The 21,539-nt window shown below is 70.7% G+C and carries 23 protein-coding genes and 1 pseudogene; 14 read left to right on the top strand and 10 right to left on the bottom strand.

The genetic code is table 11. The features are described 5' to 3' along the window. Positions 1-363 (top strand): annotated as a pseudogene (locus tag STRIP9103_RS11720) (hypothetical protein); the annotation flags it as partial. A gap of 14 nt (positions 364-377) precedes the next feature. Here STRIP9103_RS11720 and STRIP9103_RS11725 read toward each other — a convergent pair. After that, positions 378-632, bottom strand: coding sequence for a hypothetical protein (locus STRIP9103_RS11725; RefSeq protein ID WP_048820115.1), 255 nt, complete (start codon positions 630-632; stop codon positions 378-380). Positions 633-792: 160 nt separating this feature from the next. Further along, on the bottom strand, positions 793-1,797 hold the full coding sequence (locus tag STRIP9103_RS11730) for a LacI family DNA-binding transcriptional regulator (protein ID WP_009308649.1): 1,005 nt from the start codon (positions 1,795-1,797) through the stop codon (positions 793-795). Between the two features lie 409 nt (positions 1,798-2,206). On the opposite strand from STRIP9103_RS11730, the gene STRIP9103_RS11735 reads away from it, so the two are divergent. From STRIP9103_RS11735 to STRIP9103_RS11760, 6 genes are all read left to right on the top strand, one after another. After that, complete coding sequence (locus STRIP9103_RS11735) at positions 2,207-2,872, top strand: hypothetical protein (protein ID WP_141595397.1); 666 nt, start codon at positions 2,207-2,209, stop codon at positions 2,870-2,872. Further along, positions 2,869-3,153, top strand: a complete 285-nt coding sequence (locus tag STRIP9103_RS11740) for a lasso peptide biosynthesis PqqD family chaperone (RefSeq protein WP_009308634.1) — start codon at positions 2,869-2,871, stop codon at positions 3,151-3,153. The genes STRIP9103_RS11735 and STRIP9103_RS11740 overlap by 4 nt, the downstream gene beginning before the upstream one ends. Beyond that, positions 3,150-3,572, top strand: coding sequence for a lasso peptide biosynthesis B2 protein (locus STRIP9103_RS11745; protein ID WP_009308635.1), 423 nt, complete (start codon positions 3,150-3,152; stop codon positions 3,570-3,572). Before STRIP9103_RS11740 ends, STRIP9103_RS11745 begins: the two co-directional genes overlap by 4 nt. Positions 3,573-3,787: 215 nt before the next feature. Next, positions 3,788-4,030, top strand: coding sequence for a DrrA family ABC transporter ATP-binding protein (locus STRIP9103_RS45190; protein WP_009308641.1), 243 nt, complete (start codon positions 3,788-3,790; stop codon positions 4,028-4,030). Between the two features lie 202 nt (positions 4,031-4,232). Beyond that, entirely contained in the window at positions 4,233-5,291 is a 1,059-nt protein-coding gene (locus tag STRIP9103_RS11755; RefSeq protein ID WP_234022183.1) for a hypothetical protein, read from the top strand. Then, positions 5,288-6,472: a S8 family peptidase gene (locus tag STRIP9103_RS11760; RefSeq protein WP_009308647.1), complete on the top strand. Its 1,185-nt coding sequence runs from the start codon at positions 5,288-5,290 to the stop codon at positions 6,470-6,472. The genes STRIP9103_RS11755 and STRIP9103_RS11760 overlap by 4 nt, the downstream gene beginning before the upstream one ends. 54 nt (positions 6,473-6,526) lie before the next feature. On the opposite strand, the gene STRIP9103_RS11765 is transcribed toward STRIP9103_RS11760, so the two are convergent. Further along, complete coding sequence (locus STRIP9103_RS11765; RefSeq protein ID WP_009308637.1) at positions 6,527-7,132, bottom strand: ATP-binding protein; 606 nt, start codon at positions 7,130-7,132, stop codon at positions 6,527-6,529. A 415-nt stretch (positions 7,133-7,547) separates the two neighbouring features. On the opposite strand from STRIP9103_RS11765, the gene STRIP9103_RS11770 reads away from it, so the two are divergent. Next, positions 7,548-8,435 (top strand): transglutaminase domain-containing protein, encoded by an 888-nt coding sequence (locus tag STRIP9103_RS11770; RefSeq protein WP_048820116.1) that lies wholly within the window; start codon positions 7,548-7,550, stop codon positions 8,433-8,435. Between the two features lie 42 nt (positions 8,436-8,477). Here STRIP9103_RS11770 and STRIP9103_RS11775 read toward each other — a convergent pair whose 3' ends face one another. Both STRIP9103_RS11775 and STRIP9103_RS11780 read right to left on the bottom strand, forming a co-directional pair. Continuing rightward, entirely contained in the window at positions 8,478-9,977 is a 1,500-nt protein-coding gene (locus tag STRIP9103_RS11775) for a HAMP domain-containing sensor histidine kinase (RefSeq protein WP_009308664.1), read from the bottom strand. A gap of 10 nt (positions 9,978-9,987) precedes the next feature. Further along, complete coding sequence (locus tag STRIP9103_RS11780; protein ID WP_048820117.1) at positions 9,988-10,725, bottom strand: response regulator transcription factor; 738 nt, start codon at positions 10,723-10,725, stop codon at positions 9,988-9,990. Positions 10,726-11,068: 343 nt separating this feature from the next. On the opposite strand from STRIP9103_RS11780, the gene STRIP9103_RS11785 reads away from it, so the two are divergent. Beyond that, positions 11,069-12,319, top strand: coding sequence for a glycosyltransferase family 4 protein (locus STRIP9103_RS11785; RefSeq protein ID WP_048820120.1), 1,251 nt, complete (start codon positions 11,069-11,071; stop codon positions 12,317-12,319). Positions 12,320-12,444: 125 nt separating this feature from the next. Here the strand turns inward: STRIP9103_RS11785 and STRIP9103_RS11790 are convergent, their stop codons facing one another. Further along, complete coding sequence (locus STRIP9103_RS11790) at positions 12,445-13,521, bottom strand: LLM class flavin-dependent oxidoreductase (RefSeq protein WP_100243899.1); 1,077 nt, start codon at positions 13,519-13,521, stop codon at positions 12,445-12,447. A 235-nt stretch (positions 13,522-13,756) separates the two neighbouring features. On the opposite strand from STRIP9103_RS11790, the gene STRIP9103_RS11795 reads away from it, so the two are divergent. Beyond that, positions 13,757-14,575, top strand: a complete 819-nt coding sequence (locus STRIP9103_RS11795) for a helix-turn-helix domain-containing protein (RefSeq protein ID WP_048820121.1) — start codon at positions 13,757-13,759, stop codon at positions 14,573-14,575. A gap of 4 nt (positions 14,576-14,579) precedes the next feature. Here STRIP9103_RS11795 and STRIP9103_RS11800 read toward each other — a convergent pair whose 3' ends face one another. Further along, positions 14,580-14,777 carry a hypothetical protein gene (locus STRIP9103_RS11800; RefSeq protein ID WP_009308658.1) on the bottom strand — a complete coding sequence of 66 codons (198 nt, stop codon included), beginning with the start codon at positions 14,775-14,777 and terminating at the stop codon, positions 14,580-14,582. Beyond that, positions 14,774-15,550 (bottom strand): SDR family NAD(P)-dependent oxidoreductase, encoded by a 777-nt coding sequence (locus STRIP9103_RS11805; protein WP_009308643.1) that lies wholly within the window; start codon positions 15,548-15,550, stop codon positions 14,774-14,776. The genes STRIP9103_RS11800 and STRIP9103_RS11805 overlap by 4 nt, the downstream gene beginning before the upstream one ends. Positions 15,551-15,663: 113 nt before the next feature. Between STRIP9103_RS11805 and STRIP9103_RS11810 the strand changes: the two genes are divergently transcribed. After that, on the top strand, positions 15,664-16,098 hold the full coding sequence (locus tag STRIP9103_RS11810; RefSeq protein WP_009308656.1) for an ester cyclase: 435 nt from the start codon (positions 15,664-15,666) through the stop codon (positions 16,096-16,098). Positions 16,099-16,126: 28 nt separating this feature from the next. On the opposite strand, the gene STRIP9103_RS11815 is transcribed toward STRIP9103_RS11810, so the two are convergent. Next, complete coding sequence (locus tag STRIP9103_RS11815) at positions 16,127-16,462, bottom strand: YnfA family protein (RefSeq protein WP_009308660.1); 336 nt, start codon at positions 16,460-16,462, stop codon at positions 16,127-16,129. Positions 16,463-16,569: 107 nt separating this feature from the next. Then, entirely contained in the window at positions 16,570-17,763 is a 1,194-nt protein-coding gene (locus tag STRIP9103_RS11820) for an RtcB family protein (RefSeq protein ID WP_009308652.1), read from the bottom strand. A 205-nt stretch (positions 17,764-17,968) separates the two neighbouring features. Between STRIP9103_RS11820 and STRIP9103_RS11825 the strand changes: the two genes are divergently transcribed. From STRIP9103_RS11825 to STRIP9103_RS11835, 3 genes are all read left to right on the top strand, one after another. Next, positions 17,969-18,835, top strand: coding sequence for a hypothetical protein (locus STRIP9103_RS11825; protein WP_009308636.1), 867 nt, complete (start codon positions 17,969-17,971; stop codon positions 18,833-18,835). Between the two features lie 155 nt (positions 18,836-18,990). Then, a complete protein-coding gene (locus STRIP9103_RS11830) occupies positions 18,991-19,974 on the top strand; it encodes a hypothetical protein (protein WP_009308646.1) in 984 nt (327 codons plus the stop codon). A gap of 191 nt (positions 19,975-20,165) precedes the next feature. Then, positions 20,166-21,515: a DUF2637 domain-containing protein gene (locus STRIP9103_RS11835; protein ID WP_009308632.1), complete on the top strand. Its 1,350-nt coding sequence runs from the start codon at positions 20,166-20,168 to the stop codon at positions 21,513-21,515. Positions 21,516-21,539: the final 24 nt, after the last annotated feature.

Consider the following 21,539-nt stretch of genomic DNA (forward strand, 5'->3'; position numbering starts at 1 on the left):
TTCACCAAGGACCTGGACGAGCCGACGCAGCCGTTGCCGGCGGTGGCGTACGGCCAGGGCTACGCGGTGGCCACCGTCCCCGGCGGCCTCACGGCCCTGGCGGTACCGGTGGTCACCGGCGCCGCCGCCCCCGGCGCCGCCCTGACCCTTGTGATGCGGACCCCCCGCCGCGAAAGGCTCCGAGCCGCCCTGCGCACAGCCCGCGACGCCGCCACGGACATCTCCCGCGCCTGCGAGGGCTTGTCCGCCGGCCCCCGCGTCGGCCTGGTCCCCACGCAACTGCCCCGGAACACCACCACACGCCCCCGGTCCCCGGCCCGACCGCCCTCCGGCACATCGCCGGGCTGGGTGACCCGCTGGTGACCCCGAGGGGACGGTCACATGCCCGGCGTGGACGGCCGCTGCTCACCGCCCCGTCCGTCCAGGAAGTCGACCAGCGCCGCCTCTTCGCGCAGGAGCCGTTCCCTCTGGTCCTCCGGGAGGGATGCCAGCGCGTCGACGAGGACGCGCGTCCGGGGTACGCGGACCATCGTGGCCGAGTAGATCCGGCACCCGGAACACCACCCCAGGCCGACGCAGCGCTCGAACATCGCCGACTCGGGCGGATGGAAGCGGAACTGGTACGACCGCACAGGCGTCCCACACGCGGCACAGACCCGCCGGTCCCCGTCCAGAACCGTGTCCCACGTCCCGACCTTGACCCACCGGTACTGCCGGGCATGTGCTCTTCAATGCGTCATACACGGCACTGTCCCACGGGTGCCCCGGCCGCCACCAGCCGTCGGTGTCCGCTCAGCCGCCCGTCGACTCGCGGATCACGAGGGAGAAGTCGCTGACGAACTCCACGTAGGCCGTCGCGCGATCCGCCCCTTTCATTCGGCTGATCAGCAACTCGACCGCGCGTTCGGCCATCGTGTCGTGGTCCGGGTCGATCGTGGAGAGGGACGGGATGAAGAACTCGCTCTCGGCGACGTTGTCGAAGCCGATGACCTTGACCTGGCCGGGGACGCGTACGCCGGTGTCGGCGAGGCCTCGCAGGACGCCCAGGGCGAGGGAGTCGGTCACGCAGAAGACGCCGTCGAAGTCGAGGCCGTCGGCCACCATCCGCCGGGCGCGATGGGCACCCTCGCGCATGTCGAGCCGGTCCACGTGCTGGACGAGGGCGGGGTCCGACGGCAGGCCCGCGGCTTCCAGGGCCTGCCGGTAGCCGGTGAGGCGGAGGCTGGAGACGCCGACCTCGTCGACCGCCCCGCAGAGCACGGCGATGCGTCGGCAGCCGCGTTCGACGAGGTGGTGGGTGGCGGCCCGGGAGGCGTCGACGTTGGGCATGGCGACGTGGTCGACGGGGCCGCCGAAGATGCGCTGGCCGAGGATGACCACCGGGTGGTCCACCCGCAGCCGCTCGGCGTCGGCCTGCCCCATGCCCGCCGCGCTGAGGATGAGCCCGTCGTAGAGGCGGTTGCGGGACAGGGACAGGGAGTCCAGCTCGTTCTCCCGCACAGCGCCGGTCTGTTCGATGCCGACCCGGAGCCGGTGCCGCTCGGCGACCCTGATGATGGTGGCGGCGAGTCGACTGAAGTAGTGACTGTTCACATCGGGGACGGCGAGACCGATGGTCCCGGTACGGCCCTTGCGCAGATTGCGGGCCGCCACGTTGACGCGGTAGTCCAGCCGGGTCATCGCCTCCAGGACCTTCTCCCGGGTCGTCGGGCGCACGTTCGGGTGGTCGTTGATGACGTTCGACACGGTCATCGGTGAGACTCCGGCCGCCTTCGCCACGTCCTGAATCGTCGCCACGCTCGCCCCTCTTCCCCGTCTCCTCCACCGGACAGCGGTTTCGGCCATTGTCGGATTACCGGGCGAAAAGCCGCCGAATCACCGGGACGGAGGGTTTGAACGGCGAAACCCGACGACGTCGACACCGGCGGTTCATCATCGCCCGCGCGGTCGAGGGCCGATCACCCTCCACCACCTGAATGAAACAGCTTCTTAAACTCGAATATCCACTCGACACTCGCCTTCTCGAACCGGCGGAAATCACCCCTTGTAACCATCACTTCCGACATCGCAACATGTATCCGGAATTTCGCCGTTCCGGAAGGAAACCGATCACCGGCCCTCTTGGGCACTGTGCGTGACGTTCCGGCCGCGACCGGAGTTCGTTCACCGAGCGGGTCAGAAAAAGCACAGAAAAACCAGGGGGTTGATGAGCGTGATGCCGGAACGCACGGCGGCGGGCAGCGGCTGGTTCGCGGTTCTTCCGGACTGTGAGGCGGCCCGGGGGGCCGCCTCGATCCTGGGCAGGGCGGCGACACGGATCGTCGAGCACGCGTCGGGGCGGCCATGGCTCGTCGGGCAGTGGGCGGACGACGAGGTCGTCGTCGCGACGGTCGGCGACGCGCGGGTGGCGGCCGTGGGCCCGACCCCGCCGACCGAGGCCCGCCTCGCCGCGTTCGTACGGGAGGGCGACGCGCTCGGCTCACTGGACCGGATCGGCGCGAACCTGACCGGCAGCTGCCATCTGCTGGCGTCAAAGGAGTGCCGGCTGCGCTCGCAGGGCACGGCCTCGGGGCTGCGACGGCTGTTCTCCGCCCGGGTGGCCGGTGTCGTGGTGGCCTGCGACCGCTCGGACGTGCTGGCCTCCGCCATCGACGCGGGCATCGACGAACGCCTCGTCGCCCTGCCGCTGATGGACCCGCTCATCCCGCACCCCCTCGGTGAACGCCCCCTGTGGCGGGGCGTCTCGGCGGTCCCGGCCGGTACGGCACTGCTCACCGACTTCTCCGGCAACGCCCGCACCCGGCGCTGGAGGCACGCCCACGCCGGACCGACCACGAACACGACCACCCTGGGAAGCGAGGCGACGGCATGAGCGAGACCAAGAAGCCGGACACGGGTACCACCAGGCTGCAGCGGTACGTCTCCGTCTCCGACGTCGAGGACGGGATGGTCCTCCTCGACGAGCGCAAGGGCCGTTGCTTCAAGCTGAATTCGAGCGGCGCCCTGATCCTGCGCGCCCTGCTCGACGGTCTCTCGGCGGCCGACGTGGCGCGCACGCTCGTGGAGCGGTACGAGGTCTCCCAGGAGCGGGCGGCGGCCGATGTCGCCGCGCTCACCGTCGAGTTGAGCGGCAAGGGGCTGGTCGTCGTATGAGCGTCCCCTCCGTCTTCCGGCAACGCCCCCGGCTGCCCCTGCACCGCCGTTCCCTGCCCCTGCTGGCGGTGGGCGCCGCGCACCTCGTCGGCCGGCTCTCCCCGTTGCGCATCCGGCAGATCCTGACCGCCTGTTCCCGCGGCGCCCGCCCCGCCACGTACGCCGAGGCGGCCCGGGCGCGCGGCGATGTGGTCGCGGTGAGCGTGCGCTGCGCGGGGCAGGGCTGTCTGCCCCGCTCCATCGCCACCGCGCTGCTCTGCCGCGCCCGGGGCACCTGGCCGACCTGGCGCACGGGCACGCGTATGGTCCCGATGGTCGCCCACGCGTGGGTGGAGGCGGAGGGCCGCCCGGTCGACGACCTGCCGCCCACACCCGGTATCCCCCCGCTGATCACCATCGCGCCACGAACGCGCTCGTGACGGCGGAGGGGGAAAGCCTCCGTGCGGGACGACGACATCGCCGTACGCGCCGAGGACCTGAGCAAGCTCCACGGGACGCGTGAGGCCGTGGTCGGAGTCCACCTCTGTGCCCCGGCGGGCCGGATCTTCGGCTTCCTCGGTCCCCACGGGGCGGGCAGGTCCACCACCATCGGCGTGCTCTGCCCCCTGCCGCGGCCGACGCTGGGCGACGGTGGGTGGCCGGGGCGCACGTGGTCCACGAGGCCGCGCGGGTACGGCGCCGGATCGGTGTCGTCTTCCAGGAGCAGACCCTGGACCATGATCTGACGACCATGGAGAGCATGCGTTTCCAGGCCGAGTTGTACGGGCTGCCCGGCCCCCGCGTCCTCTTCCTCGACGAGCCCACCACCGGCCTCGACCCGCGGCCGGCCGCCGGTTCGCCCGCGTCGGCTGAGGGCCCGGTTCTCCGGACCGGCTGAAGGGCGCCGACGTACCGCGTGCCCACCCGCCCCGCACCGGGTGACAACCGGTCACGATGGCTCTATATGATCTGCGTTCGCATGTGCGGGGGCATGTGGCGATTCGGCATCACCTTGTTCAGCTCTGCCTTGCCGTCCTTCCCACCCTCCGTGCGTCGCGCCCGCGAATCGGACATCGACGACGAACGAGGGAGACGGGGCCATGTCCCATCCTCACCACACGCCACCCCAGGGCCCCCGGCCGCCGGGGCAGGGGCACTACCCCGGCATGGCACCCCAGCCGCAGTACCCGGACACACCACCGGAATACCCGGCACAGCAGTACTCACCGGCCCCGCCGGGAGCGGCACAGCAGTACCCGGGCCAGGCCCCGTACCCCGCCCAGGCCCCGTACGGCGCCCAGCCCGCCCCTGCCTACGCCGCACCCCCGCACATACAGCCGCCCCACCACGCGCCCCACCACACGGCCCCGCACGCCCCACGCCCCCTGCCCACGCCCCCCAAGAGCAAGGGGACGGGCCTCGGTTGCCTCGCCGGGGTGCTCGGTGTCTTCGGCACCCTCGCCCTGCTCGGCGGCGGTTTCGTCGTCAACCACGCGTACTCGAACCACAGCCAGGTGATCCCGAACCGCACGGGGTACGGCCCGACGATGTGGCGGAACGAGCCGGCGGAGAAGCTGTTCCCCGAGGTGCTGGCACCGCTGAAGAGCCCGGCGTCCGACGAGGTCGACCCCGAGCAGGCCACCTGGCACCGCCTCGGCGTGTCCGAGGACACCGACTGCGCGGCCGGCCTGAACAAGGTCACCGCCGCCGCCGTCGCGAACCTGGACTGCGAGGCGGTGCTGCGGGCGACGTACGTGGACCCGACGGGGAACACCGTGGGGACGGTCGCGCTGATCGTGCTGCCCGAGGGCGAGTCCGCGAAGACGGGGATGACCACGTTCTTCGAGAAGGACGCCGACGAACTCGACCCTCAGGTCGGCGCGAAGCCGTACGCCGTGCCGGGCACCCTGGCGGCCGAGTGGAGCGGCGCACGCAGCAACGGCGGGGCGGGGGTCGCCGTCACCGACCTCTCCCTGCCGTACGTCCTCGTCGCCTCGACGGGAGCGGTGGACGGCCGTAAGGCGGGCCGGTTGCCCGGCGAGTGGGGCAGTCAGAGCTGGTCCGCCGGCGACGACCGCGCCCCCTGGCGGGGCGCGGCGAAGGCCCTCTGCGACGACATGAACACGCACCTGGCGAACCTGCTGACGGAGAGCTCATGACCGGGACGAACACGATCCTCAGGCCGTGCGGGACGGTGGCTCGACGTACCGCCGCCCTCGTGGCGTCGACGGTCTGTCTCGCCGCCCTCTCGCTGTCGGGTACGGCGCTCGCCGCGCCCCGCGCCGCCACCGAGACCGTGCCGCAGAGCTGGGAGTACCAGGCGCTGAACCTGGCCGAGGCGCAACAGGCGGCGCAGGGCGAGGGGGTGACCGTCGCGGTGCTGGACTCCGGTGTGGAGGCGGACCATCCGGCGCTCGCCGGCAAGGTGACGACGGGCCCCGACTATGTGGACGACGGGCTGAAGCCGGGCGATCCGAAGTGGGGCGACCACGGTACGGCGATGGCCTCGGACGTCCTCAAGGTCGCGCCGAAGGCCGAGATCCTGTCGGTCCGGATCACCAACGGCGACGAGGAGTCCTTCTACCGGGGCACGAGTGTGATCGCCCGGGGGATCGACTACGCGATCGAGCACGGCGCCGACGTCATCTCCATGTCGATCGGCGGTGAACTCCTCGGCGACAGCTACGACGAGGAGGAGGCCGACGCCCTGGGCCGCGCCGCGCAGGCGGGGATTCCGGTGCTGGCGTCGGCGGGCAACAGCGGCGACGAGTTCAACGAGGCGCAGTACCCGGCGGGTTACCCGGGGGTGATCGCGGTGGCGGCGCTGCAGCAGAACGGCACGCGGGCCGAGTTCTCCACGGTGCGGACGTACAACTCGGTGGCCGCGCCGGGGGTCGCCATCATGAGCGCCAAGAACACCGGCGGCTACGAGCCGATCAACGGCACCTCCCCCGCGACGGCCCTCACCGCCGGTGTCGTGGCCCTGATGAAGTCCGAGAACCCCGACCTGACCTCGGCCCAGGTCCGCTCCATCCTGACCACCACGGCCGGGCACGCCTCCTTGGGCCCGAGCCCGCTCGACGGCTACGGCGAGATCGACGCAGCCGCCGCCGTCGAGGCCGCCGCGAAGCCCCCGGCCGACCGCACCGTCCCCGTCGCCTACAAGGGCGAGGAACACCTGGCCACCCCCGACGGCACCCCGAAGACCAAGCACCCGGCCCTGCAAACGGACCTGGTGACGATCGGCGGCGGTGCGGCAGCCGTCGGCCTCGTCATGCTCATCGGGTCCCTCCTGCTCGCCCGGGCGAGCCGCCGCCGGGCCAGGGCTGCCGCCGCCTGAGTCCTTCACCCTCTTCCACCCTCTTCCACCCTCTTCGCCCTTCGCTCTCGGCCATTACGGCGTGCAGGACACATCCAGACCGCGCGTCGGCGAGCCCGCTCTCGCCGACGACGTGGCGTGTCTCGCCGGTGACGTGGCCTGTCCGGCCGACGACGAGCCCCGGCCCGGAACCGCGAGTTCCAACGGGTCCGGTGCCGGGGCCGCCAGGTCGAACCAGACCGCCTTGCCGCAGGGGTGGGCGAGGCAGCCGGTGGCGTGGGGCAGGGCGGAGGCCGTTCCCCAGTGGCCCTCTGTGAGGGCGTCGACGAGGTAGAGCCCGCGACCGCCCTCCTCCCAGCCGTCCGCGGTCAAGTCCCGCATGACCGGCGGGGTCTCGTCACCGTCGTAGACCATCACCCGGACCCGCCACCCCTCCACACCCACCCACAGAACCGATCCTCCACCTTTGGCGTGCACACATGCGTTCGTGACCAGTTCGGACGTGCACAGGGCCGCCGCGTCCACGAGGACGTCGAGGCCGACCGCACGCAGCACCGTGGCGACGAAGTCGCGTGCGATGTACGGGGAGGTGTCGAGAGGCGGGCAGAAGAGGGTGTACGTCGTCGCGGTGGGGGAGAACCAGGGGGTCGGGGCGGGAAAGTTCCGGACGGATTCGGGCACTGATGATCAACTCCATTGCGACGAGAAGGGATTGACGGAGTCCCTACCGCGTCGGCGGCTCCTCCTCGGGCTACGAGGACCCGGGGCGCACTTTCAACTGGCGGTACGCAGGGGTGAGTTGCGAACTAGATGCCTATGAGTTATCAACTGAGCACTCTACGTGAGCGCAGAAAGGACCGTAGTCTGCATATTCGCGCCGCCGCAATGGCCTCGGTGGAAGTACTACGAAAGCCGCGCCTCGGCCCATCGCGGGAAAACCCCGCCCACCCCTGGTGGACACCCCGCCCGACCGCGCCGTCCCCGCGCCGCGCCCCCGTGTGATGATGGGCCACTGGGAACCCGCCGGGGAACCGGCGCGGCCCCTACGGGGACGGGCCGGGAACGGCCACGGTTGCGGGACGGTGCGGGGACGGACATGACCAGCCGGTTGCTCATGGCATACAACGCGCGGGACAAACGGGCGGGCGCCCGGCCACGGCCCCCCGAAGACATACGGGGCTCCACGCGGGCCACCGCCATCCTGGACCACGACGACCCGCTGGTCGGGCGGCTCGCCCACCGGGTCCTCAGCGAGGCCACCCCACGCGACGCGCTGCGCTCCGCGCACCGGATCATCGCCCACACCGTTCGCCCGGTGTACTCGGTCGAGGACCGCCGCCCCGTGTCACGGACCCTGCGGCTGGGGCGCGGTTCGTGCAGCCAGCGGATGGCGACGCTGGAGGCGGTCGCCCGGGCCGTCCGCGTACGCACCCGGGTCCGGGGCCTCCTCGTCGACGGCACCTTCTGGTATCCCCGCTTCCCGCACGTGAAGCCGTTCGTCCCCGAGCAAGTCCTCCTCGCCTGGCCGGAGTTCCGAGTCGACGGCACCTGGCTCCCGGTCGGCGAACTCTTCAACGCCCCCGGCGCCGACGGGCAGTACACCAACAAGGGCGGCGAGACCCTGTTCGACGCGGTGGCCCGCACGGGCATCACCTGGGACGACGACGGTACGACGACGGGGGCGGCACCGATATCGGCGTCGGCGCCCGGGGCGACGGCATCGACGTCGGCGTCGGCAGCGGCATCCGCCCGGGCCTGCGCCGCCGACGGTACCTCCTGCGACCTCTCCGCCCACGTCACCGCGGACCTCGGCCACTTCGACGACCGCGACGAGCTCTTCCGCCGGCACGGCCAGACCCTCTGCTGGACGGCCCGCGCCCTGACCGAGCCGATCCTCGGCCGCTGGAGCGCCGGCACCGACACCGACCGGAGCCGCCGGACAACCGCGACGCCACGGACCCGTGCGAGTTCGAGGCGGGCCTGACGGTCGAGAGGTTCAGCACGATCGGGTCGCCGATCGGCCCGCCTACGCGGCCCCCCGTACCGTGAACCCGATCACCAGCCCACCGCCATCCCGCCGCCCCGCGAACGGCGCTCCCCCGTGCGCCGCGGCGACCGCCTGCACGATGGACAGGCCGAGACCGGAACCGGGCAGGCTGCGGGCGTCCGGGGCCCGATAGAAGCGGTCGAACATGCGGTCGAGGTCGCAGTCGGCGACGCCAGGACCCCGGTCCAGGACCTCGACGCGTACGACATCGGTGTCGCCCAGCTCGGCCTGTTCGCCCAGGCCCCCCGCCAGGCCCACCGCACCGATCGACCCCGCTCCGCCCCTCGCGACCACCACCTCGATCGCCCCGGTCCCCTCGCGGTCGAACTTCGCCGCGTTCTCCACGAGGTTGGACACCGCCCGCTGCAGCGCCCCGGCGCGCCCCTCCACGGTCGTATCGCCCTGTACGCGCACCACGACCTCCCGCCCCGTACGCCGCCGAGCGGTGGCCGCGACGTCCTCGGCGATGTCGGCCAGCTGCACCCGCTGCACGGGCTCGGTGCTGGAGTGGCCGGCGGCGAGGTCGACCAACTCGTTGACGAGGTCGGTGAGTTCGCGGGCCTCCTGGGCGAGGTCGTCGACCAGTTCCTCACGGACCCCGGCCGGGAGTTCGTCGATGCGCCGCAGCAGGGAGATGTTCGTACGCAGGGACGTCAGCGGGGTGCGCAGCTCGTGCCCGGCGTCCTGGACCAGTCGCCGCTGGTCCTCCTCGGACTGGGCCAGGCGTACGAGCATGCGGTCGAACGAGCGGCCGAGGCGGCCGACCTCGTCGCGCCCGGCGACCGGCACCTGGATCCCGAGATGCCCGGTCCTGGCCACGTCCTCGGCCGCCGCGGTCAGCTGGACCAGCCGCCGGGTCTGCCGCCACGCCAGCCACCACCCGAACAACCCGGCGGAGATGACGACGCCCGAGACGAACAGCAGGGTCCGCTGCTGCAGCTCCCGCAGCAGATCCTCCGTGTCGCTGAACTCCTGTGCGACCTGCACCGCGCCCCGGCCGCCGCCGAGCGCCACGGTGGCGACCCGGTAGCGGTCGTCGCCGACCTCGACCTCGCCGTGCTCGACCATCACCCCGGGGAGGTCCGCGTTCGCCGTACGGCGGTCGGCGGGGCGCACGGGCAGGCCGGGGGCGCCCTCATCGAGGATCTCGCCGTCGGGGCCGAGGACCTGGACGTCGGTGCGGCCGGAGCGGATGAGGTCGTCGCGGGGACCGCCGCTGTCGGAGGGCGCGAAGTCCTCGGGGCTGAGCGCGTCCTGCTCGACCAGTTCCCGCAGATCCCGTACGACCTCGGCGAACACGGTCTGCTGGTCCACCCGCACCAGCCGCGCCGCCGCGCTGTAGCTCAGGATCCCGACGAGCACGGTGACGACGCACGCCACGGCCACGAACGACATCGTGAACGTCGCCCGCAGTGAAGGGCCGAGACGCAGCCGGGCGAGCACCCGGGACAGCAGCCGGACGGGACGGGACGGCGGCACCGCGCCCGCCTCAGTCTTCCCGCAGCGCGTACCCCACACCCCGGACGGTGTGGATCAGCGCGGGCGCCCCCGGTTCGTCGAGCTTGCGGCGCAGATAGCCGACGTAGACGGCGAGGTTCTTGGAGCCGGGGCCGAAGTCGTAGCCCCAGATGCGGTCGTAGATGGTGGCGTGGTCGAGGACGATGCCGGCGTTGCGGACGAGTAGTTCCAGCAGGTCGAACTCGGTCCGGGTGAGCTCCAGCTCCCGCGACCCGCGCCAGGCCCGCCGCGCCTGTACGTCCATCCGCACCCCGGCGGCCGTGATCAGCCCACCGGCGTCCTGCGCCCCGTTCGCGGCCGACCCCGGCTGGACGGGCTTCGCGGAGGGGACGTCCCCGGTGCCGCTCGTCCGGCGCAGCAGCGCGCGCAGCCGGGCGAAGACCTCCTCCACGTCGAAGGGCTTGACGACATAGTCGTCCGCCCCGGCGTCGAGCCCGGCGATCCGGTCGGCGGTCTCCACCAGCGCCGTCAGCATCAGGATCGGCGTACGGTCGCCCTCCGCGCGGAGCACCCGGCAGACCTGGAGACCGTCTATGCCGGGCATCATCACGTCGAGCACCAGCACGTCCGGCTGCCTGCGATGTGCCTGGGCGAGCGCCTCGACGCCGTCGGCGACAGCCGTGACCTCGTAACCCTCCAGGGTCAGCGCACGCTCCAGGGCATGGCGGATGGCGCGGTCGTCCTCGGCGAGCAGCACGTTCTGGGGCACCCCACCAGTCTGCCAAGCCCCCGCCCCGGCACGACCTCCCCCCGGAGCCCCGGCCTCGCTTCTTACCGCCCTCTCACCGCGCCCGCGCGCCCGGCTTACCGCTCCGGCGCACGGTGTATCCGTGTGACGACTGTCAGCACGGGAACCCGAACGGCCGTACGGCAGCCACCCCGGAGGGATCGGACAGAGCAGATGCAGTAAAACGACCCTTAATCGCGCCAAAACTCATATACACACATATACCGATAAGCCAATACGCCGCCGGGAAGGTACGAGCCGCCGCATGACCCCCATCGAGGGCACTCCCACCGAGGGCACCGCACACGTCAGGCGCGCCAAGCGCATGAAGATCGTGTTCCTGCTGCACAACGCGTACGCCATCGGCGGCACCGTCCGGACGACACTGAACCTGGCCTCGGCGCTCGCGGACCACCACGATGTGGAGATCGCCTCGATGTCCCGGCACCGGGACGAGCCCCAGTTCCCCCTCGACCCCAGGGTCGGGCTCGTCCCGCTGGTGGACATCCGCCCGGACAGCCCCGACCTGCGCAACCCCGCCCACACCCGGCCCGCCGTCGACTTCCCGACCGCCGACAAGCGCCACCAGCAGTACAGCCGCCTCACCGACCAGCGCGTCCGCGCCTACCTCGCCGCCTGCGGCGCCGACGTCGTCATCGGCACCCGTCCCGGCATCAACGTCTACGTCGCCCGCTTCGCCCCCCGCCGCGCCCTGCGCATCGCCCAGGAGCATCTGCGCCACGACGCCCACAGCAAGCACCTCCGCAAGGTCCTCGCCCGCCACTACCGCACCATGGACGCGGTCGTCACGACGACGGCCGCCGACGCGGAGGTCTACCGCGCGCGGATGAAGCTGCCCGGCGTACGGGTGATCTCCGTCCCCAACATCGTCCCCGAGGCCGGAGTCGCTCCCTCCGACGGCACCGCCCCCGTCATCGCCGCCGCCGGCCGCCTGGCCCCCGGCAAACGCTTCGACCTCCTCCTGGAGGCGTTCGCCAAGGTCGCGATGAAGGAACCGGACTGGCAGCTGCGCATCTACGGCGGCGGCAAACAGCACGACCGCCTGGAAACCCTCATCCACACCCTCGGCCTCACCGACCGCGCCCGTCTCATGGGCCCCCACACGCCCATCGAGGCCGAGTTCGCCCAGGCGTCGATCGTGGTCAGCGCCTCCGACGCCGAGTCCTTCGGCATGACCCTCGTCGAAGCCATGCGCTGCGGCGTCCCCGTCGTCAGCACCGACTGCCCCCTCGGCCCCGCCGAGATCATCACCGACGGCATCGACGGCCGCCTCGTCCCCGTCAACGACCCCCACGCCCTGGCCGACGCCATCCTCGACCTGATCACCAACCCCGACCTACGCCGCACCATGGGCCAAGCGGCCCTGACCAGCGCCCATCGCTACGACCCGACCCCGATCGTGGCAAGCTACGAAACCCTGTTCACAGAACTCCGCCTGACGAGGCGCAAGCGCAACTGGCACAGGGGGTCAGTACAGGTGAGGGGGTGGCTGAGAAAGAGGGTGCGGGCGTGGAAGAAGGCGGTTTTCCTGCGCTCTGCGAAGGTGCGCCGGTAAGCAGGCGCCGGCAACCGCGCCCCTCAAGGGGCGCGGGACTCTGACATGTGCGGCTCCGCCGCGTGGGCGCGAGCAACCAGAACGAACCCGCAGCCTGAAACGAACCGCACCCCCAACGGCGAGACTCAGCCCGTCAACACTCTCAAGCGCCCCGCATGGCTGGGCGCGTCCGGCACAACCGCCGGCCGGCCCTTCGCGAACTCCTCCCGCAACACCGGCACAACCTCCTCCCCCAACATGTCGATCTGCTCAAGCACGGTCTTGAGCGGCAACCCCGCATGGTCGACGAGGAACAACTGCCGCTGATAGTCCCCGGCGTACTCCCGGAACGCCAACGTCTTCTCGATCACCTGCTGCGGCGACCCCACCGTGAGCGGCGTCTCCTCGGCGAACTCCTCAAGGGACGGCCCGTTGCCGTACACCGGCGCGACATCGAAGTACGGCCGGAACTCCCGTACCGCGTCCTGGGAATTGCGGCGCATGAACACATGCCCGCCGAGCCCCACGATGGCCTGCTCGGGCGTGCCGTGCCCGTAGTGGGCGTACCGCTGCCGGTACAGCTCGACCATCCGCTTGGTGTGGTCGGCCGGCCAGAAGATGTTGTTGTGGAAGAAGCCGTCGCCGTAGTACGCGGCCTGCTCGGCGATCTCGGGCGACCGGATGGACCCGTGCCAGACGAACGGCGGCACCCCGTCCAGCGGCCTCGGCGTCGATGTGAACCCCTGCAACGGCGTCCGGAACTTCCCCTCCCAGTTCACGACGTCCTCACGCCACAGCCGGTGCAGCAGGGCGTAGTTCTCGATGGCGAGGTTGATGCCCTGCCGGATGTCCTGCCCGAACCACGGATACACCGGCGCCGTGTTGCCGCGCCCCAGCATCAGGTCGACGCGCCCGTCCGCGAGATGCTGGAGCATCGCGAAGTCCTCGGCGATCTTCACCGGGTCGTTGGTGGTGATGAGGGTGGTCGCGGTGGAGAGGATCAGCCGCTCCGTGCGGGCCGCGACATAGCCGAGCATGGTCGTCGGCGAGGACGGCACGAACGGCGGGTTGTGGTGCTCACCGGTGGCGAAGACGTCGAGGCCGACCTCCTCCGCCTTCAGCGCGATCTCCACCATCGCCTTGACGCGCTCGCGCTCGGTCGGCGTCCGGCCCGTGGTGGGGTCCGGCGTCACATCACCGACGCTGAAGATCCCGAACTGCATCATCGCTGCCACCCTCCAGGTTGTTTACGGTTCAACCATACCCGCGAACCAGGACCCGCTTCCCACTATTCCTCCTGTGCCGCGGCGGTCACGGCGCCGGTGACACCGCTGTGTCAGGTGCGGTGCCGATGACGGCCGCCATGCCGGTGACGGTCGGTGGCGGTCGGTGGCGGTCGGCGACAGCCGCAGTGCCGGCGACGGCCGCGATGTCAGTGGCCGTCCCTACGATCGCCTCATGGCCGCCCCACGCCGTGACACCCGAGGCATCGTGGACGCCAGGGAACTCCTCGCCCGCGTCCGCTTCCGCCGCCGCGAGCCCGCCGAACCCCTCCGCCCGTACCTGGAGCACTACTGGCTGATCGACTGGGACCTGACCGAGCCGTACGTCTCCCAGGTCGTCCCGCATCCCTCGATCAACATCGTCTTCCAGCGGTACGAGGGCCAGGAACCCTTCGCCGAGATCTCCGGCATCGGGCTCGACCTCTTCGTCCAGAAGCTGGAGGGAAGGGGCCGGGTGTGCGGAATCCAGTTCCGGCCCGGCGGCTTCCGCCCCTTCGCCCCGGACACCCCCGTGTCCGACTGGACCGGCCGCCGTGTACGACAGCCCGCGGTGCTCCCGGACACGGACGCGACCGCGATCCTCGCCCCCGACGACGAGGACGCCCGCGTCGCCGCCCTCGACGCGTTCCTGCTGGGCCTCGGCCCCCGCCCCGACCCCCAGGCGGACCACGCCATGGCCCTGGTCGACCGCATCCGCACCGACCGCACCATCCGCCGGGTCACCGACTTCGCCCGCGCCGAGGGCATCTCCGTACGGCTCCTGCAACGCCTCTTCGCCGCGTACGTCGGGGTCGGCCCCAAGTGGGTGATCCTCCGCTACCGCATCCACGAGGCCCTGGAACGCGCCGAAACCGACCGCGAGCCGGACTGGGCCGCCCTCGCCGCCGACCTCGGCTACGCCGACCAGGCCCACCTCGTACGGGACTTCACGGCGACGGTGGGGGTACCGCCGACGACGTACGCACAGGCACTGTCACCCGGTACGCGAACATGACGGACTACTTGGCGTGCGTGACCGCGTAGATCATCACGAACGCGACGATGTGGATGCCGAAGAGAAAGTACGCGAGGTACCACCACACATACCGCTCGTTCTTCTTCTCCTCGACGAGCCGCCGCTTCTCGGACGTCAGATCCACCTCGGACGCCTCGGACGACTCGGACGGCCGGGACCGCTCGGACGGCTCCGTCATCACAGCTCCCGATGCACCTTGGTGTTGGAGGCCTGGGCGCGGGGGCGCAGGACGAGCAGGTCGACGTTGACGTGGCTGGGCCGGGTGACCGCCCAGGTGATGGTGTCGGCGACGTCATCGGCGGTCAGGGGCTCCGCGACACCCTCGTAGACGCTCGCCGCCTTCGCCTCGTCGCCGCCGAAGCGGGTCAGGGCGAACTCCTCCGTCTTCACCATGCCGGGCGCGATCTCGATGACCCGGACCGGCGTACCGACGATCTCCAGCCGCAGCGTCTCGGCGAGGACATGCGCCCCGTGCTTGGCGGCGACATAGCCCGCGCCGCCCTCGTACGTCCCGTGCCCGGCCGTCGACGAGACCACGACCACCGTGCCGTCACCGCTGGCGGTGAGCGCCGGGAGCAGGGCCTGGGTGAGGTTGAGGGTACCGATGACGTTCGTCTCGTACATCTGGCGCCAGTCGGCGGGGTTCCCGGTGGCCACCGGGTCGGCGCCGAGCGCGCCGCCGGCGTTGTTGACGAGCACGCCGATGGTCTTGAAGGCGGTCGCGAACTCGTCGACCGCCGCGCGGTCGGTGACGTCCAGGGCGTACGCCGTGGCCTTGCCGCCCGCCGCGGCGATCTCCTCCGCCAGCGCCTCGATACGGTCCTTGCGGCGCGCGGTCAGCACGACCCGGTACCCCGCGGCGGCCAGCTGCCGGGCCGTGGCGGCGCCGATCCCGCTGCTCGCACCGGTGACGACGGCGATGCGGGAGGCGGCGGACGGTGCGGCGGTGGCCATGAGCTGCTCCTGGACTTACGTACGGGTCGGACATCGGGCAGATGCCTCGCCCGGCCAGGATAGGCGGGCGGTGGGACAATGAGACGGGTGATCCCCCGGCAAGGAGGTGGATCATGGGAGAAGCACGTGAGCTCATGGACCGACTCACGGACGCGGTCACCACACACCCCGACCTGAAGGCCCTCGCCGCGCTGTACGCCGAGGACGCGGTCGCCGTCACCCCCGACGGCGGCGAGATCCACGGCCGCGACGACATCGTCGAGTACTGGCGCCAGATGACGCAGGCGATCCCGCAAGGGACATTCGAGTCACTGCACGCCTACGAGGCCGGCGACACGGCCATGGACGAGGGCTTCTTCAGCGGAAAGAACACCGGCCCCGTCCAACTGCCCTCCGGCGAAACCCTCCCCGCCACCGGCATGGACGTCAGGATCCGCGGAGCGGACTTCGCCACCGTCAAGGACGGCCGCATAGTCGAATACCGCCTCTACTTCGACGAGATGGAATTCCTGGACCAACTGGGCCTGCTCCCGGAAGAACCGTCCTGACCCCCCTCCGACAGGCCCTGCGGACGGCCTAGTTCCCCCGCGGCGCATACATGATCACAGCCATGCCCGCGAGACAGACGAGCGCGCCCACCACATCCCAACGGTCGGGCCGATAGCCGTCCGCGACCATCCCCCAGGCGATCGACCCGGCCACGAAAACACCGCCGTACGCCGCCAGAATCCGCCCGAAGTGCGCGTCCGGCTGAAACGTCGCCACAAACCCGTACGCCCCCAGCGCGAGCACCCCCGCGCCCGCCCAGACCCACCCCCGATGCTCCCGCACCCCCTGCCACACCAACCAGGCCCCACCGATCTCGAAGAGCGCGGCAAGCACGAACAGCACGACGGACCGAACGATCACCATCCCGCCAGCTTCGCACGCGCCTCCGGGCAGGGATTGTCGACGCCTCCTGACGTCGACGCCCACCGACGACGACAGAGGCCCCCGGCTCCCGGGGGCCTCCTGCCAGGTCAGCCCTTCACACAGACGACCTGCTTGAGCTTCGCCACCACCTGCACCAAGTCCCGCTGCTGATCGATGACCTGCTCGATCGGCTTGTACGCGCCCGGGATCTCGTCCACGACACCGGAGTCCTTACGGCACTCCACGCCCCGCGTCTGCTCCTCCAGATCCTTGGTCGAGAAGCGCCGCTTCGCCGCGTTGCGGCTCATGCGCCGACCGGCGCCGTGCGACGCCGAGTTGAAGGCCTTCTCGTTGCCGAGGCCCTTCACGATGTACGAACCCGTGCCCATGGAGCCGGGGATGATCCCGTACTCGCCGGAGCCCGCGCGGATCGCGCCCTTGCGGGTGACCAGCAGGTCCATACCGTCGTAGCGCTCCTCGGCCACGTAGTTGTGGTGCGCGCTGATCTCCGGCTCGAAGGTCGGCTTGGCCTTCTTGAACTCCTTGCGGATCACGTCCTTCAGGAGCGCCATCATGATCGAGCGGTTGTACTTGGCGTACTCCTGCGCCCAGAACAGGTCGTTGCGGTACGCCGCCATCTGCGGGGTGTCCGCGATGAAGACGGCGAGATCGCGGTCGACCAGGTTCTGGTTGTGCGGGAGCTTCTGGGCGATGCCGATGTGGTGCTCCGCGAGCTCCTTGCCGATGTTCCGGGAACCGGAGTGCAGCATGAGCCAGACGGAACCGACCGAATCGACGCACACTTCGACAAAGTGGTTGCCGCCTCCGAGCGTTCCCATCTGCTTTTCCGCCCGGTCGTGACGGAATTTGACGGCCTCCGCCACTCCCTCGAACCGCCCCCAGAAGCCGTCCCACCCGGCGCCCCCGAACCCGTACAGCCGCCCCGGGTCAACGGGTTCGTCATGCATCCCCCGCCCCACCGGAATCGCCTGCTCGATCTTCGACCGGAGTCGCGACAGATCCCCCGGCAGGTCATTCGCCGTCAGGGACGTCTTCACCGCCGACATTCCGCAGCCGATGTCGACCCCGACCGCCGCCGGACACACCGCCCCCCGCATCGCGATGACCGAACCGACCGTCGCGCCCTTGCCGTAGTGGACGTCCGGCATGACGGCGAGGCCCTTGATCCAGGGCAGGGTCGCGACGTTGCGGAGTTGCTGGAGGGCCACGTCCTCGACCGACGCGGGGTCGGTCCACATACGGATGGGTACCTTCGCACCCGGCATCTCGACGTACGACATATCGTCCTCAATTCCCCCGAAAGCAAACAGAAGTCTCAGAACGCAAAACCGGCACCAAGGTCCACGAAAGGGATGCGGGACCGGCGTCCACGGCAGTGCGTGCGATACACATGGTGCCCGGGGGTCACCCCGAGGCGGCAAGTGAATAAGCACAGCGCAGGACAGCGCAGAGGTCCCCAGGGACCGCGTCGAGAGGAGCCCCACCGTGCAGCGGAAGGCGTACGTACCCGGCGTCGCCGTGCTCCTCGCGGCGGTGTTGGCCGCGTGCACGGGATCGGACGACAGCAGCGCGACGGACGACGCGCGCCCCGGCGGCGCCACCGCCACCACCTCCGTCGCCCAGCCGGGCCGCTACGACACGCTCCCCGAACCCTGCGGCTCCGTCGACCACGGCACCCTCGACTCCCTCCTCCCCGGCATCAAGCAGCTCACGGACGAGGCGACGCGCGAGCAGGCGTACGAGGGCGAGGCGACCCTGACGTACGACACGGACCGTAAGGTCGGCTGCCGTTGGAAGGCGGAGTCCACGTCGGCCACCGACTATCTCCTCATCGATTTCGAGCGCGTGGTGTCGTACGACGACACGGTCAGCGGCGACAGCAAGGCGCAGGAGGTCTACGGCGGCAAGGTGGCGGCGGCGGACCTTCCGGAGCCGTCGCCGACCGAGTCCGCCGCCGAGGAGGAGGAAGAGCAGGAACAGGACGGCACCGAGGGCGCGGAGGAGGCTTCGGCAAGCCCCTCGGAGAGCGCCTCACCCTCCGGTTCCGAGTCCGGCTCCGGCGACGGCGCCGACGCCTCCGGCACCGCGTCCGGCTCCGCCTCGGCCTCCGCAACCCCCGCCTCCCTCCTCCCCCGTACGCTCGACGACCTCGGCGACGAGGCCTTCCTGGACGACACGCTCGGGACGAGCGGGCAGCGGACGGTCACTGTGGTGTTCCGCACGTCGAATGTGATCGTGACGGTGGAGTACGAGGAGCAGCCGGCGACGACGACGGACGTGCCGGACAGCGAGGAAATGCAGGACAGGGCCCGGAATCTGGCCGAACAGCTGGCCGGGGCGTTCGACGACTGAGTGGTTGTCGGGGGTGTTCGGGACGCTCCGGCGAACCCCCTGAATCAGGACCGCACTTCTTCCGCACCGCGTACCGTGGCCCCTCGGACCCGATCCGACTGCAGGAACCACGCGGGATCGCCACATGTACGAACAAGCGTGATGAATGTGACGTCATGAGTGAAGGAACCATGCAACGAGCCGCAGAGTCAGATCAACATCAGCAGCCGCGAGAGGCGCGAGCGGTGCGGGCCGTGAGCCCCGCGCGCGCCGGGCGCCCGAGGCGGGGCAGGGTCCTCGTGGGTGCCGCCGTCGTGCCGGTGATGCTCTTGGCAGTCGGCTGTTCCTCGGACTCCGACTCCGACAGCGCCTCCGGTGACGGCGAGCCGTCGAAGGTGGCCGAGTCGGCGCTCGCCGACACCTCCACGCCCGAAGTGGTCGAGGCGGCGTACTCGGTGCTGCCGGACGCGTGTGAGGTGTTCTCGCAGAAGACGCTGAAGTCGCTGGTCCCGGAGGGCGTGAAGTCCGGGAAGGCGATCAACGCCGCCGAGGAGAACGTGAGCGGTGACTGCCGCTGGATCAGCCTCGACAACAACGGTGTGGACGGCTCGCAGTACCGCTGGCTGAGCGTCTCGCTGCATCTGCTGGAGTCTGACGCGACGAACGGTCCCGGTGAGGACCGGGCGCACAAGGCGTTCGAGTCGAAGGTGACGGCGGCGAAGGGCGTGGACGGCGCGACGAGCGTCAAGACGGAGCCGGTGGCGGGCGTCGGCGACGAGGCGACGGCGGTGCGGTACGACCTGAAGAAGAAGGACGAGGGCACCTTCAAGCAGCAGACGATCGTGGTGCGCACGGAGAACGTGGTCATCACGCTCGACTACAACGGCGCGGGCCTGGCCGGTGAGAAGACCCCGGACGGGGCGGCGCTGCTGAAGTCGGCGAAGTCGGGCGCGGAGGAGGCCGTGGAGGCGGTGGAGGAGGCGAACGAGAGCGACGGCGCGTCGTCGTCCCCGTCGTCCGGTGCCTCGAAGACCCCGTCGAAGGACGCCACGAAGAGTTCGTCGTCGAGCGGTTCCGGCGCGGACGTGAGTTCCGATTCGGACTCGGGCAGCTCCACGAGCGGAAGCTCTTCGTCCAAGACCCGGAAGAGCTCGCGGTAGTGCCCAACTCGTAATGATCCGCGGGTGACTCGCTCGCCCACCAGGCCTTTTGCCGGAGCCCGGTCCCTGCGCGGGCCGGGCTCCGATGCACACCGGCAACCTGTTCGCCGTACACATGTGCCACCCTGTTGCGCGCAACAACACGCAAGAGGAGGGGAGTACGGGTGGCCGCGCCAATGCAGCTGACTCGGATGCACCGCGTTCTCATCGGCGTGGTCGTGGCCGGCGCCGTGATCATCGCCGGTATCGGTTTCGCGGGTTCGTACGCGGCCGTGCGGGAGCTGGCCATCCAGAAGGGCTTCGGGAACTTCAGCTACGTCTTCCCGATCGGTATCGACGCCGGTATCTGTGTCCTCCTCGCCCTGGACCTCCTGCTGACCTGGATCAGGATCCCCTTCCCGCTGCTGCGCCAGACGGCGTGGCTGCTGACGCTGGCGACGATCGCGTTCAACGGCGCGGCAGCCTGGCCGGACCCGCTGGGCGTCGGCATGCACGCGGTGATCCCGGTCCTCTTCGTCGTCTCCGTCGAGGCGGCCCGCCACGCGATCGGCCGCATAGCCGACATCACCGCCGACAAGCACATGGAGGGCGTCCGCCTCACCCGCTGGCTCCTCTCCCCCGTCCCCACGTTCCTCCTCTGGCGCCGTATGAAGCTCTGGGAGCTCCGCTCCTACGACCAGGTCATCAAGCTGGAGCAGGAACGTCTCGTCTACCAGGCCCGCCTGCGCTCCCGCTACGGCCGGGCCTGGCGCCGCAAGGCCCCGGTGGAATCCCTGATGCCCCTGCGCCTGGCCCGCTACGGAGTCCCCTTGGCGGACACGGCCCCGGCGGGCCTGGCAGCGGCGGGAATCGAGCCGGCGTTGCTGCCGCCGGCCGACGTCGACATGGCTGCGGGCAGTCGTGCCGCCGGTGCGGCACCCGTCCCGCAGAGAACGGCACCTCCCGGCGAGCAGCGCCCCGAACTGGTGAGCACCCCCACCCAGCAGCAGCCTGAACTCATCCGGTACCAGGAACAGCCCCACCCCGAACCCCCGGCCGAAGTGAGCCCCTGGCTGCACGCCCGCCACCCCCAGTCGGTCCCGTACCAGGGCGGCTACGACCCGACGTACGACCCCTCCTACGCCCCCGAGGAGGAGTACGAGCACTGGTACGAGGAGCAGGCACCGGAGGAGTACCAGGACGAGCAGTACCAGCAGCCGGAACAGTTCCAGCAGCAGACGGAGCAGTACGGGCAGCAACAGCTCGATGCGCCCGAGCCCCAGGAGCCCTCTCCGGAGGAGACCGGCAGCTTCCCCATCCCGGCCGGCCCGGGCCGCACCCGCGAGCTGGGCGAGGGCGGCGGCGCCCCGGAGCCCGACGAGGACGCGTACTACCAGGTGTTCAAGCAGTCGATAAACGGCAGCTACCCGACGCCCCGCGAGTTCAGCGAGAACGTGGAGGCCGAGTTCAGCCTCACCCTCGCCCCGGAACAGTCCAAACGCATGGTCACCCGCTTCACCAACCGCTACAACGCGGAACTGGAAGAGGACCACATCGCGTAAGCACACACCCGCACACGAGGAGGG

Source organism: Streptomyces ipomoeae 91-03 (genome assembly GCF_000317595.1).
Classification (GTDB): Bacteria; Actinomycetota; Actinomycetes; order Streptomycetales; family Streptomycetaceae; genus Streptomyces; species Streptomyces ipomoeae.

Excerpts from the sequence above, each read along its gene's own strand:
- STRIP9103_RS11735 (WP_141595397.1), top strand. The coding sequence starts at position 2,207 with ATGAGCGTGATGCCGGAACGCACGGCGGCGGGCAGCGGCTGGTTCGCG.
- STRIP9103_RS11740 (WP_009308634.1), top strand. The coding sequence starts at position 2,869 with ATGAGCGAGACCAAGAAGCCGGACACGGGTACCACCAGGCTGCAGCGG.
- STRIP9103_RS11745 (WP_009308635.1), top strand. The coding sequence starts at position 3,150 with ATGAGCGTCCCCTCCGTCTTCCGGCAACGCCCCCGGCTGCCCCTGCAC.
- STRIP9103_RS11755 (WP_234022183.1), top strand. The coding sequence starts at position 4,233 with ATGTCCCATCCTCACCACACGCCACCCCAGGGCCCCCGGCCGCCGGGG.
- STRIP9103_RS11760 (WP_009308647.1), top strand. The coding sequence starts at position 5,288 with ATGACCGGGACGAACACGATCCTCAGGCCGTGCGGGACGGTGGCTCGA.
- STRIP9103_RS11770 (WP_048820116.1), top strand. The coding sequence starts at position 7,548 with ATGACCAGCCGGTTGCTCATGGCATACAACGCGCGGGACAAACGGGCG.
- STRIP9103_RS11785 (WP_048820120.1), top strand. The coding sequence starts at position 11,069 with ATGAAGATCGTGTTCCTGCTGCACAACGCGTACGCCATCGGCGGCACC.
- STRIP9103_RS11790 (WP_100243899.1), bottom strand. The coding sequence starts at position 13,521 with ATGCAGTTCGGGATCTTCAGCGTCGGTGATGTGACGCCGGACCCCACC.
- STRIP9103_RS11795 (WP_048820121.1), top strand. The coding sequence starts at position 13,757 with ATGGCCGCCCCACGCCGTGACACCCGAGGCATCGTGGACGCCAGGGAA.
- STRIP9103_RS11805 (WP_009308643.1), bottom strand. The coding sequence starts at position 15,550 with ATGGCCACCGCCGCACCGTCCGCCGCCTCCCGCATCGCCGTCGTCACC.
- STRIP9103_RS11810 (WP_009308656.1), top strand. The coding sequence starts at position 15,664 with ATGGGAGAAGCACGTGAGCTCATGGACCGACTCACGGACGCGGTCACC.
- STRIP9103_RS11815 (WP_009308660.1), bottom strand. The coding sequence starts at position 16,462 with ATGGTGATCGTTCGGTCCGTCGTGCTGTTCGTGCTTGCCGCGCTCTTC.
- STRIP9103_RS11820 (WP_009308652.1), bottom strand. The coding sequence starts at position 17,763 with ATGTCGTACGTCGAGATGCCGGGTGCGAAGGTACCCATCCGTATGTGG.
- STRIP9103_RS11830 (WP_009308646.1), top strand. The coding sequence starts at position 18,991 with ATGAGTGAAGGAACCATGCAACGAGCCGCAGAGTCAGATCAACATCAG.
- STRIP9103_RS11835 (WP_009308632.1), top strand. The coding sequence starts at position 20,166 with ATGCACCGCGTTCTCATCGGCGTGGTCGTGGCCGGCGCCGTGATCATC.